A 15,190-nucleotide genomic window follows, 5' to 3' on the forward strand; every position below is an offset into this window, starting at 1 on the left:
GTGGTTTACTGTGCCGGAGCCGGAGCCGGAGCCGGAGCCGGAGCCGGAGCCGGAGCCGGAGCCGGAGCTGGTTCGCTCGGCGCGACTGGCGGCTGCGGTTCATCCTGCTGAATGGCAGGAGCCTGTAAACCAAACATTCCCGCAAAGTCGTCCAGCGGCATTTTGTTGCCGTTAAGGGTCACCTGACCGTTGGCGTACTGCAGGCTGGAGGTCACCTGGTTGTCTTCCGTGGTGGTCAGACGGAACATCTGGCCCATCGCGGCGAAGCCTTTAACCTGCTGGCTGGCCAGTTTCTCGGCCTCTTCCTGCTGATACCCTTCCAGCTTCGCAATCTGGGTCATAAATTCGGTCGCCATATCCATCGGGATAACCAGCTTGCCGTCGAGTGATTTCACCAGCGTGTCCACCTGCTGCGCCAGCGTTTGCACCGGCTGAGTGGCCTGCGCGGGATCTTTAAGCAGCAACGACAGATTCAGGGTGGTTTCGCCTTTGGCGTTTTTCCAGCTGAGCGGCGCGACGGTAATTGACGGATCGCCCTTCAGCAGCACCGGCAGCGCGCTAAAGAACGCTTCGGTAATTTTTTCCTGATACAGTTCCGGGTTACTTTGCAGTTCCGGCTGAGCCAGCAGCGCCTGTGCCTGCGCATTATACTGCTGGCTAAACTGGTGCCACGCCTGACCGTCAATATTGCCGACTTTCAGCGTCAGTTTGCCGCTACCCATATCCTGGCTTTGCAGCTTCAGGCTGTTAACTGCGTAATCGAGCTGGCTGTTCACTTTCTTGCCGTCAGCAGAAAGGTCGGATTTGCCATCCAGCGTCATACCTTCCAGAACGGTCAGCTCTTTGCCTTCAACGGAAACCGCCAATTTATCCAGGCTGATTTTCTGGTTGCCAACGCGTTCGTCGAAGCTCGCCAGTTTGCTGCTGCCTTCGGTTTTGAGATTATTAAAGGTGAGCTGCACCTTCTGATTGTATTCGTTGACCGCATTTACGAGGCCGCTTTCCGCTTCGCCGGTAAGCGACACGACGTTACCATCACGGTCTGCCGAAAGTTCAAAATCACCGCCGCTGAACGCCACTTTTTCAGCGTCTTTTTCATAGTTCAGCGGTTTAAGATTGATAGCTGAGTGGGTATCACCGCTGTAACTGATACGGGTATCCACCACAAACGGAGTCTCACCTTTGGCGATATCAAACAGCGGTTTGGTGACGTCATTATTCACCAGAGTGGTATTCACCGAGGCCATAGACGGAATGAGGTTAAAACGTTTTAGCGCGGCGAGCGGGAACGGGCCGTGATCGACGTCTTCGTTAAGCACCACGCTCTGGCCCGGTTTCAGCAGGGCTTTATCTGCGCCGGCAATCGGTTTAACCACCATTTTCAGTTGGCTGCTAAAGATGCCGCGCTGGTAATCCTGATAGCTCAGCTCCAGGCCTGCTTCCGGTGCGGTACGTTTCAGTTGGTCATTGGCCTGCGCCACCATATCCGCAAAACGACTTTCCAGCTGTTTCCCGGTATACCAGGCTCCACCTGTCCAGATAATCCCTAACGCAACAACAACCCCAACAGCGACCAGCGATTTTTTCATAGCATTTATCCATAAAATGAAACCGGGCGAAGTCATATCGCCCGGTTATGTCATAAGGCTGTGTTTAAGATTAGCAAGCCCACGCTAAAACTTCAGTATTTACTTCAATAAGTTACCAAGATCAAGACAATTCAGTAACTTATGATAGGGTGTCAGGTAAGGGTGCAGGCAAAGTTTGGTAAAGTTTCCAACTTATTCATACACATACGATCACGGGAAGCATTAGGAGCTAACGCCTTGAGGGATAGTGACAAGTTGTTCCAAAAATAGACAAGCGCAGAAGAGGTAAAATGTGTTCAATTGCTCGCTACAATCTGAAGCGGTGGTTGCTTTCTTAATTGGGATAGGTCGCAAGAAAAGCGTGCCCCTGTAACGGAATAAAGCCCTCGGATGAGATCATCCAATAGGGAAGGGTTGAATTAGGTGTAAAAGGGCATCCTTGCCCTTTGTGGTTAACGAACAGGTTCAAGCTCTGTAGCGACAGCATGGTGGTTATGTATAGCGACAAACAATCCACCAATTGGCATTAGGAGCCACCATGCTGCATAGTCGTGTACATTGGCATTGTGAGTCTCTACATCATTGTGTTTGACTACGGCTTTATTATCCAGACTAAGCATGTTTTCAAAGTGATTTAAACATTTGTTATCAACAGTACCTACTAAATCAGCAGAAACAACTTTGTTACTCTTATTATCAATACCTGCTGAATAAGCACATACGTGAGTTGTAATATCATCGGAACTATCACCAAAAGTAACGCTGCTACCAATAGCACCAGAATCTGTTTCTCCTCCATAATAATGTTGAGATTGGCCATAAGCACCACCAAGAGAATTACTTTGCGAATGATTTGTAGAGGAGTTTCCTTGATTACTGTCCCACTGATATGTGGTTATATTGTCATCAATTTTCATGGTGCGGCTAGGAATGCCAAGTTTTGCCACAAGTTCTGATTTGCTCATTCCACAACCTTTTACTGTTGAATGGTCATATTTGCTTGGAATATTGTTGACACAACCTGAAAGGAATAGAGCGCCTGCCACTAAAAACAATTTCTTCATTGGGGAAATATCTCGTTTGGTTTTTAAAAATAACAATGGTAATTTTCACATATATATAGATTTTAGGGGGTGTAGTTAATATAATCTTGTGTTAACATTTGGGAGGTTTAATCTCAGAGGAAAGCGAAACATTTAGTGTGATCTGCGAGTGGTTTTATTATCTGACGATTATTGCATGTTTTAGACAATGTGAATTAGGTTGGTAACTTACTTATCTTCTACCAGACTAATAACGTACCTCCCACCCTTACATGGGTACGCAGTCTTGTTTTATCTATAATAGAAAAAGAAGTATATAACCACTCTTAACTTCGCCAATACTAAATACCGTTTCAGGCAATGACAACCAGATAAGATCAATAACACCTGGAATGAATGGCACACTTATTTCTCTCTAATAATAGTGCTGTTTGGGTTTTCTTGCTGTCATTGTAATAAACAATAAACTGAGGCGCTCCAGCCTTACGTACATCAAGAATAGCATCACTACGTACGGGGTGTTTAAAGTGTTCAATGTTAAGTGCTTCAATCAGCGTGGTCATTGTCATTAGCTCACTAAGGAGTGGAGGAGGCGAATTAAATCAAGAATAAGACAAAGCTTATGAGGTATTTGTGCTATTAAATATCAGAATTAAGGAAGCCCTTCGAACTTTAGCACTTAGAACTTAAGATGAGAATAATAATTACGCTCTTTATGTCATCTCCGCTATCTATCATTAACATGCTTCATTCACCGTAGATTACACAATAGTTACATCATCGGTATTTCTCAGCACCAGCCGAAAGAATAACAACAGGTCTGGTAAGCCAGGCCTATGGGGTTACGCGGAAGTATTTGCATTTAACTCTTTTACCTACTAAGGGAGTCTTAAACTTGTAAAAGTACAGGACTGATGATTATTACCGTCACATCGCATGCAATGGCTGTCAGGTGAGAGCGTGAGGGACGGCGAATGCTCCTCAGAAAGAGGTTCGCCTTATCTGTAATGTGATTTTGGTACGCATTGAAAGCGCGTAAAATGTGGGGAAAGAGCGTAACCCTTGTCCCCACTGAACTTCTAAGCCTATCGAGCTTACCGATTCTGTCGAATGGTCTTATTTCAGCTTATTATAGACACGCGCCAGTTTGCCGTTACCCCTCACCTGAACCGGTGATTCTGCCGCGCTGATAAACGCGGATTCACCCGGCTTCAGAGTCAGAGATTCTTCGCCTTTACTCAGGACGGCTTCACCTTCCAGGCAGAACAGGATCGCGGCGCTCTGCTGGGCGATTGCCGTGGGCTGCGTGCTGAGATCGTGCAACGAAAACGCGAAGTCCTCGACCGGAATTGGGAAGTCCAGTTCAGAGCCGTTTTTCACCGGTTGGGTGAGCAGCTCCGCCGCCGGTTTGGCCTCAAACTTCACGTTTGCCACCAGTTCCGGAATATCAATGTATTTCGGCGTCAGCCCGGCGCGCAGTACGTTATCGGAGTTGGCCATCACTTCCAGTGCCGTCCCCTGAAGGTAGGCGTGCGGCGTTTCGGCAAACAGGAACATCGCTTCGCCTGGCTTGAGTTTCACCACGTTCAGCAGCAGCGGTGAGAACAAACCGCTGTCGTCCGGGTAAAATTCTGAAATGACGCGGATGGTCTGCCACGGCTCGCCTTGCTGGCTCTCCAGCGCGGAGCGCAAGATTGCCAGCGCGCGCGCTTTCTCTTCGCCCTGCATATTCAGCAGGCTGGCGAAAAGGGCGCTCAGACGCTCGCCGTTCGGCTGTTCGAGGAAATGGGCAATGGCGGTATGCGCCCCGGCAACGGGTTGCAGCAGTGAAACAATTTCGCTGAATTCGCGAAACGCGTTCATCGCCAGGAAAGGCGTCAGGGCAAAGACCAGCTCCGGCTTATGGTTTGGATCTTTGTAGTTACGTTCAGCCGCGTCCATGGCGATACCTGCCGCATTCTCTTTGGCAAAGCCAATTTCCGAGGCGCGCTTGTTCGGGTGAACCTGAATGGACAGCGGCTGTGCGGCGCACAGTACTTTAAACAAGAACGGCAGCTCGCCAAAACGGTCGGCGACCTCTTGGCCCAAAAGCGTGGTTTTGTCGGCGTCAATCACGTCGCGCAGTGAACGTACAGTCCCCTGGCTATCGGTAATTTTTGAGCTGCTCTTCGGATGCGCGCCCATCCAGAGTTCTGCCATCGGCAGATTGTCCGGGTTGGCGATGCCGTAGAGTTCCGTTAACGCACTTTTACTGCCCCAGGCATAGTTTTGCACTGAGTTGATGAGTTTTTGCATTATCAAGCCCTGTATCAATGTGGATTCTTTGGCGGTATTAAAGCAATAAATGCGCTATGGCGTCACCGGAAAAATAAAAAGTCGTACTAGTCTCAGTTTTTGTTAAAAAATTGTGTACGATAGGGTGACTCGCTTTTGAGCCGGGCAAATGGATATGTGCTCTGCATGTTTGCCCTACATTCCCAAACGGGTAGAAAACATCACCTGAAGCAGTAAGTGAGAATACAATGTCGAACAAACCTTTTTACTATCAGGATCCTTTTCCACTGAAAAAGGATGAAACCGAGTATTACCTCCTCAGCCCCGATTACGTTAGCGTGGACGAGTTTGCCGGCCAGGAAGTGCTGAAAGTTGACCCGCAAGCCCTGACGCTCCTCGCTAAACACGCATTCCACGATGCCTCTTTTATGCTCCGTCCTGCGCACCAACAGCAGGTTGCCGATATCCTCAGCGACCCGGAAGCCAGCGAAAACGATAAGTACGTTGCACTTCAGTTCCTGCGTAACTCTGATATCGCCGCTAAAGGCATTCTGCCAACCTGTCAGGATACCGGCACAGCGATTATTGTCGGTAAAAAAGGGCAGCGCGTGTGGACCGGCGGCGGTGATGAAGCGGCGCTCTCGCGCGGAGTGTATGACACCTTTATTGAAGATAACCTGCGCTACTCGCAAAACGCCCCGCTGGACATGTACAAAGAGGTGAACACGGGGACCAACCTGCCTGCGCAGATTGACCTCTACAGCGTCGATGGCGACGAATATAAATTCCTGTGCATAGCAAAGGGCGGCGGTTCCGCTAACAAAACCTATCTTTATCAGGAAACCAAGGCGCTGATTACCCCGGCGAAACTGAAAAATTATCTGGTTGAGAAGATGCGAACCCTGGGTACAGCGGCCTGTCCGCCGTATCACATCGCGTTCGTGATTGGCGGTACTTCTGCCGAAACAACCCTGAAAACCGTGAAACTGGCCTCGACCAAATATTACGATGGCCTGCCGACGGAAGGGAACGAGCACGGCCAGGCGTTCCGCGATATCGAACTCGAAAAAGAGTTGCTGATTGAAGCGCAAAACCTCGGCCTGGGCGCGCAGTTCGGCGGCAAATATTTTGCTCACGACATCCGCGTGATCCGTCTGCCGCGTCACGGCGCATCCTGCCCGGTGGGCATGGGCGTTTCCTGTTCGGCGGACCGTAACATCAAGGCCAAAATTAACCGCGACGGGATCTGGATTGAAAAACTGGAGAGCAATCCAGGCAAATACATTCCGGAATCGCTGCGTAAAGCGGGCGAGGGTGAAGCGGTAAAAGTTGACCTCAACCGCCCGATGAGTGAAATCCTCATACAGCTTTCGCAATATCCGGTTTCCACGCGTTTGTCGCTTTCCGGCACCATTATCGTGGGGCGCGATATCGCGCACGCGAAACTGAAAGAGCGCATGGACAGCGGTGAAGGTCTGCCGCAGTACATTAAAGATCACCCGATCTACTACGCAGGCCCGGCCAAAACGCCGGAAGGTTATGCCTCTGGTTCACTTGGCCCGACCACCGCAGGGCGCATGGACTCCTACGTGGATCAGCTCCAGTCGCACGGCGGCAGCATGATCATGCTGGCGAAAGGTAACCGGAGCCAGCAGGTTACCGATGCGTGCCACAAGCACGGCGGTTTCTACCTGGGCAGCATCGGCGGCCCGGCGGCGGTGCTCGCGCAAAGCAGCATCAAGAGCCTGGAGTGTGTGGAATATCCTGAACTCGGGATGGAAGCCATCTGGAAAATTGAAGTTGAAGACTTCCCGGCGTTCATTCTCGTCGATGACAAGGGAAATGACTTCTTCCAGCAGATTCAGGCCTCACAATGCACCCGCTGCGTGAAATGAGTTAGCCGCCCTACGGGGCGGTTTTTTTATGCTTAAACGCGTAAAACCTTCCATAATTAAAAATGGTTTGCATGAGCAATGTCACTTCACAATCACTTTGTAATCAAGGAGAAAGTAATGACAACGACACGCCGCGAGAACGATTCAATGGGCCCCATTGATGTCCCTGCCGATAAGCTGTGGGGCGCACAAACCCAACGATCGCTGGAGCATTTTCGCATCTCCACGGAGAAAATGCCGGTCTCGCTGATCTTCGCTCTGGCGCTCACCAAGCGTGCGGCGGCGAAGGTAAACCAGGATTTAGGCCTGCTGTCGGCGGAAAAAGCGGATGCCATTATCCGCGCAGCGGATGAAGTGCTGGCAGGAAAACATGCCGATGAGTTTCCGCTGGCTATCTGGCAAACCGGTTCCGGTACGCAGACCAACATGAACATGAATGAGGTACTGGCCAACCGTGCGAGCGAACTGCTGGGCGGCGTGCGCGGCATGGAGCGCAAGGTTCACCCCAACGACGATGTGAACAAAAGCCAGAGTTCAAACGATGTCTTCCCGACGGCAATGCACGTCGCGGCACTGATTGGCCTGCGCGAACAGCTGATCCCACAGTTAAACGTGCTGAAATCGACGCTTAAGCAGAAGTCGGATGCCTTCCAGGATATCGTCAAAATTGGCCGCACCCATTTACAGGACGCCACGCCGTTAACACTGGGGCAAGAATTCTCAGGCTGGGTGGCGATGCTGGAACACAACCTGAAGCATATCGAACTTAGCCTGCCGCACGTCGGCGAGCTGGCGCTGGGCGGAACAGCGGTGGGGACCGGGCTGAATACGCATCCCGAATATGCGGTACGCGTGGCGAAAGAACTGGCGGAATTTACTCATCAGCCGTTTATCACTGCGCCCAATAAATTCGAAGCGCTCGCCACCTGTGATGCACTGGTTCACGCCCACGGTGCCCTGAAAGGCTTAGCGGCGTCGCTGATGAAAATCGCCAATGATGTCCGCTGGCTGGCATCTGGCCCGCGCTGTGGTATCGGTGAAATCGCTATCCCTGAAAACGAGCCTGGCTCTTCCATCATGCCGGGTAAAGTCAACCCGACTCAATGTGAAGCGATGACTATGCTGTGCTGTCAGGTGATGGGCAACGATGTCGCCATCAACATGGGCGGGGCATCGGGCAACTTTGAACTGAACGTCTATCGGCCGATGATCATTCATAATTTCCTGCAATCCATTCGCCTGCTGGCGGACGGCATGGAAAGTTTTAACGAACACTGTGCGGTGGGTATCGAGCCAAATCGCGAGCGAATTAATCAGTTGCTCAATGAATCGCTGATGCTGGTCACCGCGCTGAATACGCATATTGGCTATGACAAAGCTGCCGAAATTGCCAAAAAAGCGCATAAAGAGGGGCTAACGTTGAAAGCCTCCGCGCTGTCGCTGGGTTATCTCACGGAAGCTGAGTTTGATAGCTGGGTTCGCCCGGAAGCCATGGTCGGCAGTATGCCTGCGAAAGGTTAATCGGTTGCCAGCCACAGGTGCAGCCGTGGAATAATCAACTGTAGCGGCTGCGCCTGCGGTTTATGGCGATACTGAACGTTATCGGCATCGTAATTCAGCAGCTCGCCTAAATCGGGCACGCTGACGGCACCTTGCCCGGAAACCAGCGCAATCAGCGGTGCAGGGCAGGCGTACTGTACCTGTTTTTGCTCCCCCGCGTACCACACTCTCGCAATGGGCTGTACTTTCACCGGGCGCTTAATCTTCAGCCGCGCTTTCTGCGGCAGCGCCGCCACGTCCTGATACTCCCGCTCCAGCTTCGCCTGCCACTGTTCGCGCGTCCACGGCGGGACGGCGCGCGGCGATTGCAGGCTTTTTTCCAGCTGTGCCAGCACCTCATCACGGGTTAAATTTTTGATGATATGTTTATTTGCCCAGCCGAATCGGATGGTGCTGGGGTCATCAAGCAATGTCAGCGTGCGATAAGCATTGAGGGTGATAAGCCCCGGAAGATGACGATGCACCCAGTCGAAGCGGGCGACGGACGGCAGCCCGGAATCAACGGTTATGATCTTCTCAAACGCGGCCTTCAGGGTATTCACGCGCAAAATTCGCTCGCGCAGCGCCTCGTGTTGTGACGTTGTCACTTGAAGACAAATGGCGCCGGGAAGGCGCACAGCGGCTTTACTGCTGCGGGTTTCCGACTGCTGCTGAATAAACAGATGACCGAAATGCGACAGCGCCATGGCCAGCGCAGTTTTACCAATATGCTGCACGACCTGAATTTCTGACAGCGGGGCGTGCTCGTCCTGTTTACGCACCTCCGGCAGCTCAAAAATGCGCGCAGCCAGCAAACGGCACTCAGCGAGTTGCTCACGCACCGCAAGCAATTCGCGCTCAAGCTGACGGAATGTACCGGTTAAACGTTCAACGAGGTCATAGCTGGCCATTTTTTACCTTAGTTACAACATACTTTTTAATTATTGCACTATAGCCCGGCATCGGGCTCCGTGCAAATCGGCGTCAGGCAGCGGGGGGAAAGGTGATGTGATGATAAACGGGCCAATGAAGGCTGAAGTTTGCGCCGCCCAGTTCGCTGCTGTCGCAGCGGACTTCTCCACCCATCGCTACCGCGATGGAGTGCACGATTGCCAGACCTAAACCGCAGCCTCCGGTGGCACGATCGCGGCTGGGGTCGAGGCGCACAAACGGCTCGAAAACCCGTTCGCGTTCAGACGGTGCGATGCCGGGGCCATCATCCTCTACGCGTAAACAGGCGCGGCTGCCGTCAAGCGTCAGGCTAATTTGAATCTGCTTCTGGCTATAACGCAGGGCATTGTTGACAAGATTATCCAGCACGCGCTCCATCAGGCGCATATCCAGCGCGCCATAGTCGCCGGGCATCAGTTGCTTCAGCGATAGCGTACGCTCGGGCGTGACGGCCTGAACATCTTCAACATGCGATGCAATCCAAACGGAGAGATTAGGCGTGGTGAGCGACAGCTCGGTCTGCGGGCGGTCGAGACGGGCGTAAGTCAGCAGCTCCTCAATCAGCGCTTCCAGTTGGCCAATATCGCGGTTCAGCGCCTGGGATTCCGCCGCGCTGAGGTTTTCGCTCATCTCCAGACGATAACGCAGCCGCACCAGCGGCGTACGCAATTCGTGGGCGATCCCGTCGATAAGCTGTTTCTTACTGGCAATCAGCGCGTTGATATTATCGGCCATCTGGTTAAAGGCCACGCCTAAGCGCTCAAAGCTCGACATACTGTCGAAATGGATGCGCTCGCCAAGATGGCCCTCGCCAAAACGTTGCGCGGCACTCTCGAGGCGCAGCATGTCCTGCCAGTGTGGGCGCATCCAGATGAACACCGGAAAGGCCAGTGAAATGGCGATAAATGCCATCAGCGCCACATCGAACAGGCGCATCTCATGCAGAAAATAGAGATAGGGCACCGGGCCGACCGCCAACACATAATGGCTGCGAGGAATACGTTGAATGAAGGTGTACTGATCGTCGAGCGCGACGATATCGCCTTCACGCAGGTGTTTCATCGACACTTCGGCGAGGTGGAATTTATTCAGTGGTTCAATGCGCAAATCAAATGAGAGGTTAAGATCCAGCTCTTTTAACGTTTTGCTCCAGTCACGCGGCGGGATTTCGCGCAGTTCGCTACGCATCAGATAAAGCGAGCTTTTCATTAAATCGTCCAGCGACTGTCGGCCTGCACGTTCCGCAGTGAATTTATAAACCAGCCCAACCAGCATGGTCATCACCAGAAAGCAGACAAACAGTAGCAGGTAAAACTGCACGAACAGTTTTTTCACGATCAGTTATCCCAGGCATGTGGTGCAAACAAATAGCCTTTATTGCGGACTGTTTTAATCCGATAAGGCTCTGTCGCGCTATCCAGCAACTTTTTGCGCAGCCGTGAAATCGCTACGTCAACGCTGCGGTCCATGCCATCGTAGCTGACGCCGCGCAGGTTTTTCAGCAGCGCGTCGCGGTCCATAATTTGCCCCGCATGGGTTGCAAGCTCCCACAGCAGGTCAAAATCGGCGGTAGAAAGAGCAATAGATTCGCCGCTCAGTTCGACCTGCCGGTTAACCGGGTCAATGAACAGCGTGCCGAAGCGAATCGCTTTATGCGCTGTCATGGCGGGTTGTGGGGCAATTCCAGCGGAGGAAGGGGCATGCTGGCGCAGATGCAGACGTACGCGAGCAAGTAAAACGGCGGGCGGGGTGGTTTTCAGGATGTAATCACTGGCACCCATTTCAAGCGCCAGAATGTGGTTCATATCGCTGTCGAGCGAGGTGAGCAAAACGATTGGGCCCAGGAACTGACCGCGCAGATCGCGGCACAGGGTCATGCCATCTTTACCGGGTAGCATGATATCCAGCAGAACGAGATCGGGTTGCTCTCGGGCAATGGCCGCTTCGGCAGTATCGCCGCGCGGTTCGACCACAACATCCATATCGTGCTTTGCCAGATACGCGGCGATCAGTGCGCCAACGTCTGGATCATCCTCTACGAAAACGATCTTGTTCATGTGCTCAGATGTGCTCAAAAGAATTAACATACACCCGCTATGCGTAGCCTTCCATTAATCATTCATAAACAACATAAATTCAGCTATGCTGCGAACACATCTTGTTGGTTGGCTGAAGAAAAATGGCACTGCTGATTAAGGCGCTATTGGGTGCGCTGGTGGTCTTGCTGATAGGGATTTTGGCAAAAACAAAAAATTACTACATTGCCGGGTTAATCCCGCTGTTTCCTACCTTTGCGATGATTGCACACTACATTGTCGCCACCGAGCGTGGTACGGAAGCGCTGCGTGCCACCATCGTTTTCGGCATGTGGTCAATCATCCCTTACTTTATCTATTTGCTGTCGCTGTGGTATTTCACCGGTTTTCTGCGACTGCCCCTGGCGCTGGCCGGGGCGGTGGCGTGCTGGAGCCTGAGCGCCTGGCTATTAATTCTGGTCTGGAGCCGCTTCCATTAAGCGAGCGGTCGCCCGCCGTCGACGGCAAAGGTGCGTCCGGTCACGTAGCAACTGGTGAGCAGATAATCGACCAGATCGATAATCTCTTTCTCGCCGGGGGCAATTTTCATCAGTGATTTATTCAGAGCCTGCTGGCGATAAGCTGCGTCGTCGGTTTCATTGAACAGGATTAGTGACGGCGCGATGGCATTCACTTTGACCTCCGGCGCCAGTTTTTTGGCGAATGAACGAGTCATATTGTCGAGCGCCGCTTTGCTGGCGGCGTAGGCGATATGTTTATCGCTGCCGCGCTCCACCACGTAATCGGTAAAGTGAATAATATCGCTGGCGGCATGCCCATGGCCGCGCAGCAGGCTTTCCAGCGCATGGTTCAGCAGGTAAGGGGCATTCACGTGCACCTGCATCATGGCGTGCATCACGTCGCTTAGCGGCTGACGTGGGCTTTCCGGCACCCATGCACTGGCGTTATGAATCACCGCGCGCAGGCCGTTACAGCGCTTTTTCACCTCTTCGGCAAAAGTGATTATGCCGCCATCGGTTGAAAAATCGGCCTGAATACACTGTGCGCCGGCTTTCTCCAGCACATCAATAGCAGGAAGGTGGGTGCGGTAGCTGACAATCACCGGTTGCTGCTGATTGAGCAAGTGGTGGGCCAGCGCCAGGCCAATGCGACGGCCCGCGCCGGTAATGAGGATTGGGCGCGAAAGCGTCTCTCCCATCGTCGTCTCCTTATCGTTTCACGATGGGGTACGTCGTTTACCCCACCAACAGCCATGTTGCCGGGATGGCGGCAACCAGTAATAAACCAATCAATGCCAGTTCGCGACGCTTCAACAGTACATTATCGACATGGGTACGGCGCGCGTAGATAAACACCAGCAACCCCGGTGCGTAGAGCACAACGGATAACAGCAGATGCATCGGCCCGGAAGCATACAGTAACCATAAGCCATAAATGCACGCACCGATACCCACGGCTTGATGCAGCGGTCGGGTGGCAATTTTCAACAGAAATGCGCCCACGAGGAAATAGGGTACCAGAATCATCTCGGAGGCGATGGTCAGCAGTGTATTGTAATCAGAGCCTGTCAGCCAGATCAGCACCAGGCTGACCTGCACGCTGATGTTGGTCAGCCAAAGCGATGCCGACGGCGCATTGTTGGCGTTCTGGCGGGCAAATACGCGCGGGAAGGCTTTGTGCGTTGCGGCCAGCAGCGGCACTTCCGCCGCCATAATCGTCCAGCTCAGGTAAGCGCCGCAAACGGAAACAATCAGCCCGGCGGCAATGACGATTTCGCCCCATGAGCCCATCATTTTTACCATCAATCCCGCCATCGATGGGTTACGCATCCCGGCCAGTTCCGGACGAGCAACCACGCCCAGCGACAGCAGCGTTACCAGCAGATAAACACCGAGGGCGGAAAGCACAGCCAGCAGCGTGGCGCGCCCCACATCCTTTTTGTTACGCGCGCGCGCCGAAACCACCACCGCGCCTTCCACGCCGATGAATACCCACAGGGTGATGAGCATAGTATTTTTCACCTGCTCCCACACCGGTACGCCCAGCTCTACCCCGGTAAAATCAAGAGTGAAAGTGTCCATTTTAAAGGCAATAGCTGCGAGAACGATAAACAGCCCGAGCGGTACCAGTTTTGCCAGCGTCGCGACAAGATTAATGCCCGCCGCCGTTTGTACGCCGCGCAATACCAGGAAGTGTACAATCCACAGCAGAACCGAGGCGCCGACGATCGATTGCCAGGTATTGCCGTCGCCAAAAAGGCGAAGTTCAGGCGTATCGGTAAAGAAGCTCAGCGCCGAAAAGACGATAACCAGATAAGAAACGTTAGCGATGACCGCGCACAGCCAGTAACCCCACGCAGAGCAGAAACCAATCAGCTCACCGAATCCCTCCCGGGCGTAGGTAAAAATACCGCCGTCCAGGTCAGGGCGAATGCGGGTCAGGATTAACATCGCGATTGCCAGAAACAGGATCCCAACGCCGGTAATGGCCCACCCAATAAGCAGCGCAGCCGGGCTGGCGACGCCCGCCATATTCTGCGGAAGGCTGAAAACACCCGCGCCAAGCATGGAGCTTAAGACGAGGGCGGTCAGGGCGCTAAGGCCGAGTTTCTTTTCCATGAGGATCCTGTTGTAAACGACATCAAACCAGAATATTTATTTGGCGAAATCGCATAAACATGGAAGATTGCGCCAGGCGCGGGATTTTACGGAGTGTGGGGAGTGCATGCAATGAGTTCAGACGTAAAAGCGTAAAAAAGGCGGCAAGCGCCGCCTTTATGCACAACGGGAATTACTTATAGAGGTCGGCGCTGATGGTGACGTTACCACCACGTTCCTGCCACTGGCGCGTAATATGGTAGTACTTCGCGCCTTTTTTGGCTGCACGTTTGGCAACCTGGTAGGATACTTCAGACATGTTGCCGTAGTTGCCGGTAAACTTCACGCTATCGAACGGAATCATCTGCGCGGCAGTGACTTTATTCAACTCTTCAACTTTAGTGCCGTCCGGTAAGGTGACAGTGTAACGTCCGCCTTTGGTTGATTGGGTTTCGAAGAAACGGCCTACGCCGGTACCTGCGCCCACGGAGGCAGAGGTTGCCACGCCAGGGATTTCCACAGTTTTGGCTTCTTCGCCACCTTTCGCCAGTTTTTCGCGACCGGCTTCGGAATCAGCCGGGATGGCATCCGGGCTTTGCAGAACGCGTTTTTTCGCATCTTCTTTATAGATGAATGCGGTGATGCGCTGGTTGCCGCCCTGGTTGGCATCAACCTGACGCACGATATAGAACGAATACGCGCCTTTCGCTTTCGCCGCTTTGGTGATGGCGTCATTTACTTCCGGCTGGCTGCGATAGAAGCCCTGGATAGTGACGGTATCGTACGGTTCGAGGGCAACGGCCTGATCTTTCGGCAGTTCCATCACACCGTTAATGATGCGGTTTTTCGGGGCATCGGCTTTGGCAGCATCGTCTTTGTAGAGATCTGCCGTCACGCGCCAGTTACCGCCATTGCCGTAATCGGAGGTATCGACCACATAAAAAGAGGCAGCGCCTTCTTTATCTGCTTTACGGGAAACTGCCTGAACGGCATCGCCAATGGCATTAAAGCGGCCGGTAACCACGACGCGGTCGTAAGGTTTCAGTGCGGCTGCTTGCTCCGGCGTCAATTCTGTCGCTGCGTGAGCGGACACAGCCGCGGCAGACAACAGAGCGGACACGAGGAGAGTGTTCTTAAGCTTCATAAAAATAATCCTTCGCCTTGCGCAAACCAGGTACTGGTGTTGTTGTTGACTGAAAACCCGATGATTATTGCATTTAATTCGACTCACTGTCTGCGTGATTTTTCACATCAGATGCGAAGCGG

General features: G+C 52.8%; 12 protein-coding genes. 3 read left to right on the forward strand and 9 right to left on the reverse strand.

Going from position 1 to position 15,190, the window contains the following annotated elements; all coding sequences use genetic code 11:
* Positions 1 to 5: 5 nt before the first annotated feature.
* From G163CM_RS05505 to manA, 3 genes are all read right to left on the reverse strand, one after another.
* Positions 6 to 1,589: a YdgA family protein gene (locus G163CM_RS05505; protein ID WP_231827160.1), complete on the reverse strand. Its 1,584-nt coding sequence runs from the start codon at positions 1,587 to 1,589 to the stop codon at positions 6 to 8.
* 452 nt (positions 1,590 to 2,041) lie between these two features.
* Positions 2,042 to 2,653 (reverse strand): hypothetical protein, encoded by a 612-nt coding sequence (locus G163CM_RS05510; protein WP_231827161.1) that lies wholly within the window; start codon positions 2,651 to 2,653, stop codon positions 2,042 to 2,044.
* A 1,095-nt stretch (positions 2,654 to 3,748) separates the two neighbouring features.
* A complete protein-coding gene (gene manA / locus G163CM_RS05515) occupies positions 3,749 to 4,927 on the reverse strand; it encodes a mannose-6-phosphate isomerase (RefSeq protein ID WP_231827162.1) in 1,179 nt (392 codons plus the stop codon).
* Between the two features lie 227 nt (positions 4,928 to 5,154).
* Between manA and fumA the strand changes: the two genes are divergently transcribed.
* Both fumA and fumC read left to right on the forward strand, forming a co-directional pair.
* Positions 5,155 to 6,801, forward strand: coding sequence for a class I fumarate hydratase FumA (fumA, locus tag G163CM_RS05520; RefSeq protein WP_231827163.1), 1,647 nt, complete (start codon positions 5,155 to 5,157; stop codon positions 6,799 to 6,801).
* Positions 6,802 to 6,918: 117 nt separating this feature from the next.
* Positions 6,919 to 8,322: a class II fumarate hydratase gene (fumC, locus tag G163CM_RS05525; protein WP_231827164.1), complete on the forward strand. Its 1,404-nt coding sequence runs from the start codon at positions 6,919 to 6,921 to the stop codon at positions 8,320 to 8,322.
* Here the strand turns inward: fumC and tus are convergent.
* From tus to rstA, 3 genes are all read right to left on the reverse strand, one after another.
* Positions 8,319 to 9,251, reverse strand: a complete 933-nt coding sequence (gene tus / locus G163CM_RS05530) for a DNA replication terminus site-binding protein (protein ID WP_231827165.1) — start codon at positions 9,249 to 9,251, stop codon at positions 8,319 to 8,321. The two genes, fumC and tus, sit on opposite strands and share 4 nt — an antisense overlap.
* 73 nt (positions 9,252 to 9,324) lie before the next feature.
* Positions 9,325 to 10,626: a two-component system sensor histidine kinase RstB gene (rstB, locus tag G163CM_RS05535; protein ID WP_015964296.1), complete on the reverse strand. Its 1,302-nt coding sequence runs from the start codon at positions 10,624 to 10,626 to the stop codon at positions 9,325 to 9,327.
* 2 nt (positions 10,627 to 10,628) lie between these two features.
* Positions 10,629 to 11,348 carry a two-component system response regulator RstA gene (gene rstA / locus G163CM_RS05540; RefSeq protein WP_231827166.1) on the reverse strand — a complete coding sequence of 240 codons (720 nt, stop codon included), beginning with the start codon at positions 11,346 to 11,348 and terminating at the stop codon, positions 10,629 to 10,631.
* A 122-nt stretch (positions 11,349 to 11,470) separates the two neighbouring features.
* Here rstA and G163CM_RS05545 point away from each other — a divergent pair, with 122 nt between their 5' ends.
* Positions 11,471 to 11,806 (forward strand): GlpM family protein, encoded by a 336-nt coding sequence (locus tag G163CM_RS05545; RefSeq protein ID WP_015964298.1) that lies wholly within the window; start codon positions 11,471 to 11,473, stop codon positions 11,804 to 11,806.
* On the opposite strand, the gene folM is transcribed toward G163CM_RS05545, so the two are convergent.
* From folM to ydgH, 3 genes are all read right to left on the reverse strand, one after another.
* Positions 11,803 to 12,525: a dihydromonapterin reductase gene (gene folM / locus G163CM_RS05550; RefSeq protein ID WP_231827167.1), complete on the reverse strand. Its 723-nt coding sequence runs from the start codon at positions 12,523 to 12,525 to the stop codon at positions 11,803 to 11,805. The genes G163CM_RS05545 and folM overlap by 4 nt on opposite strands.
* A 37-nt stretch (positions 12,526 to 12,562) precedes the next feature.
* Positions 12,563 to 13,945 (reverse strand): amino acid permease, encoded by a 1,383-nt coding sequence (locus G163CM_RS05555; protein WP_231827168.1) that lies wholly within the window; start codon positions 13,943 to 13,945, stop codon positions 12,563 to 12,565.
* 172 nt (positions 13,946 to 14,117) lie between these two features.
* Positions 14,118 to 15,068 carry a DUF1471 family protein YdgH gene (gene ydgH, locus G163CM_RS05560; RefSeq protein ID WP_231827169.1) on the reverse strand — a complete coding sequence of 317 codons (951 nt, stop codon included), beginning with the start codon at positions 15,066 to 15,068 and terminating at the stop codon, positions 14,118 to 14,120.
* Between the last annotated feature and the right edge of the window lie 122 nt (positions 15,069 to 15,190).

It is taken from the genome of Pseudocitrobacter corydidari, assembly GCF_021172065.1.
In the GTDB taxonomy this organism is placed as follows: Bacteria; Pseudomonadota; Gammaproteobacteria; order Enterobacterales; family Enterobacteriaceae; genus Pseudocitrobacter; species Pseudocitrobacter corydidari.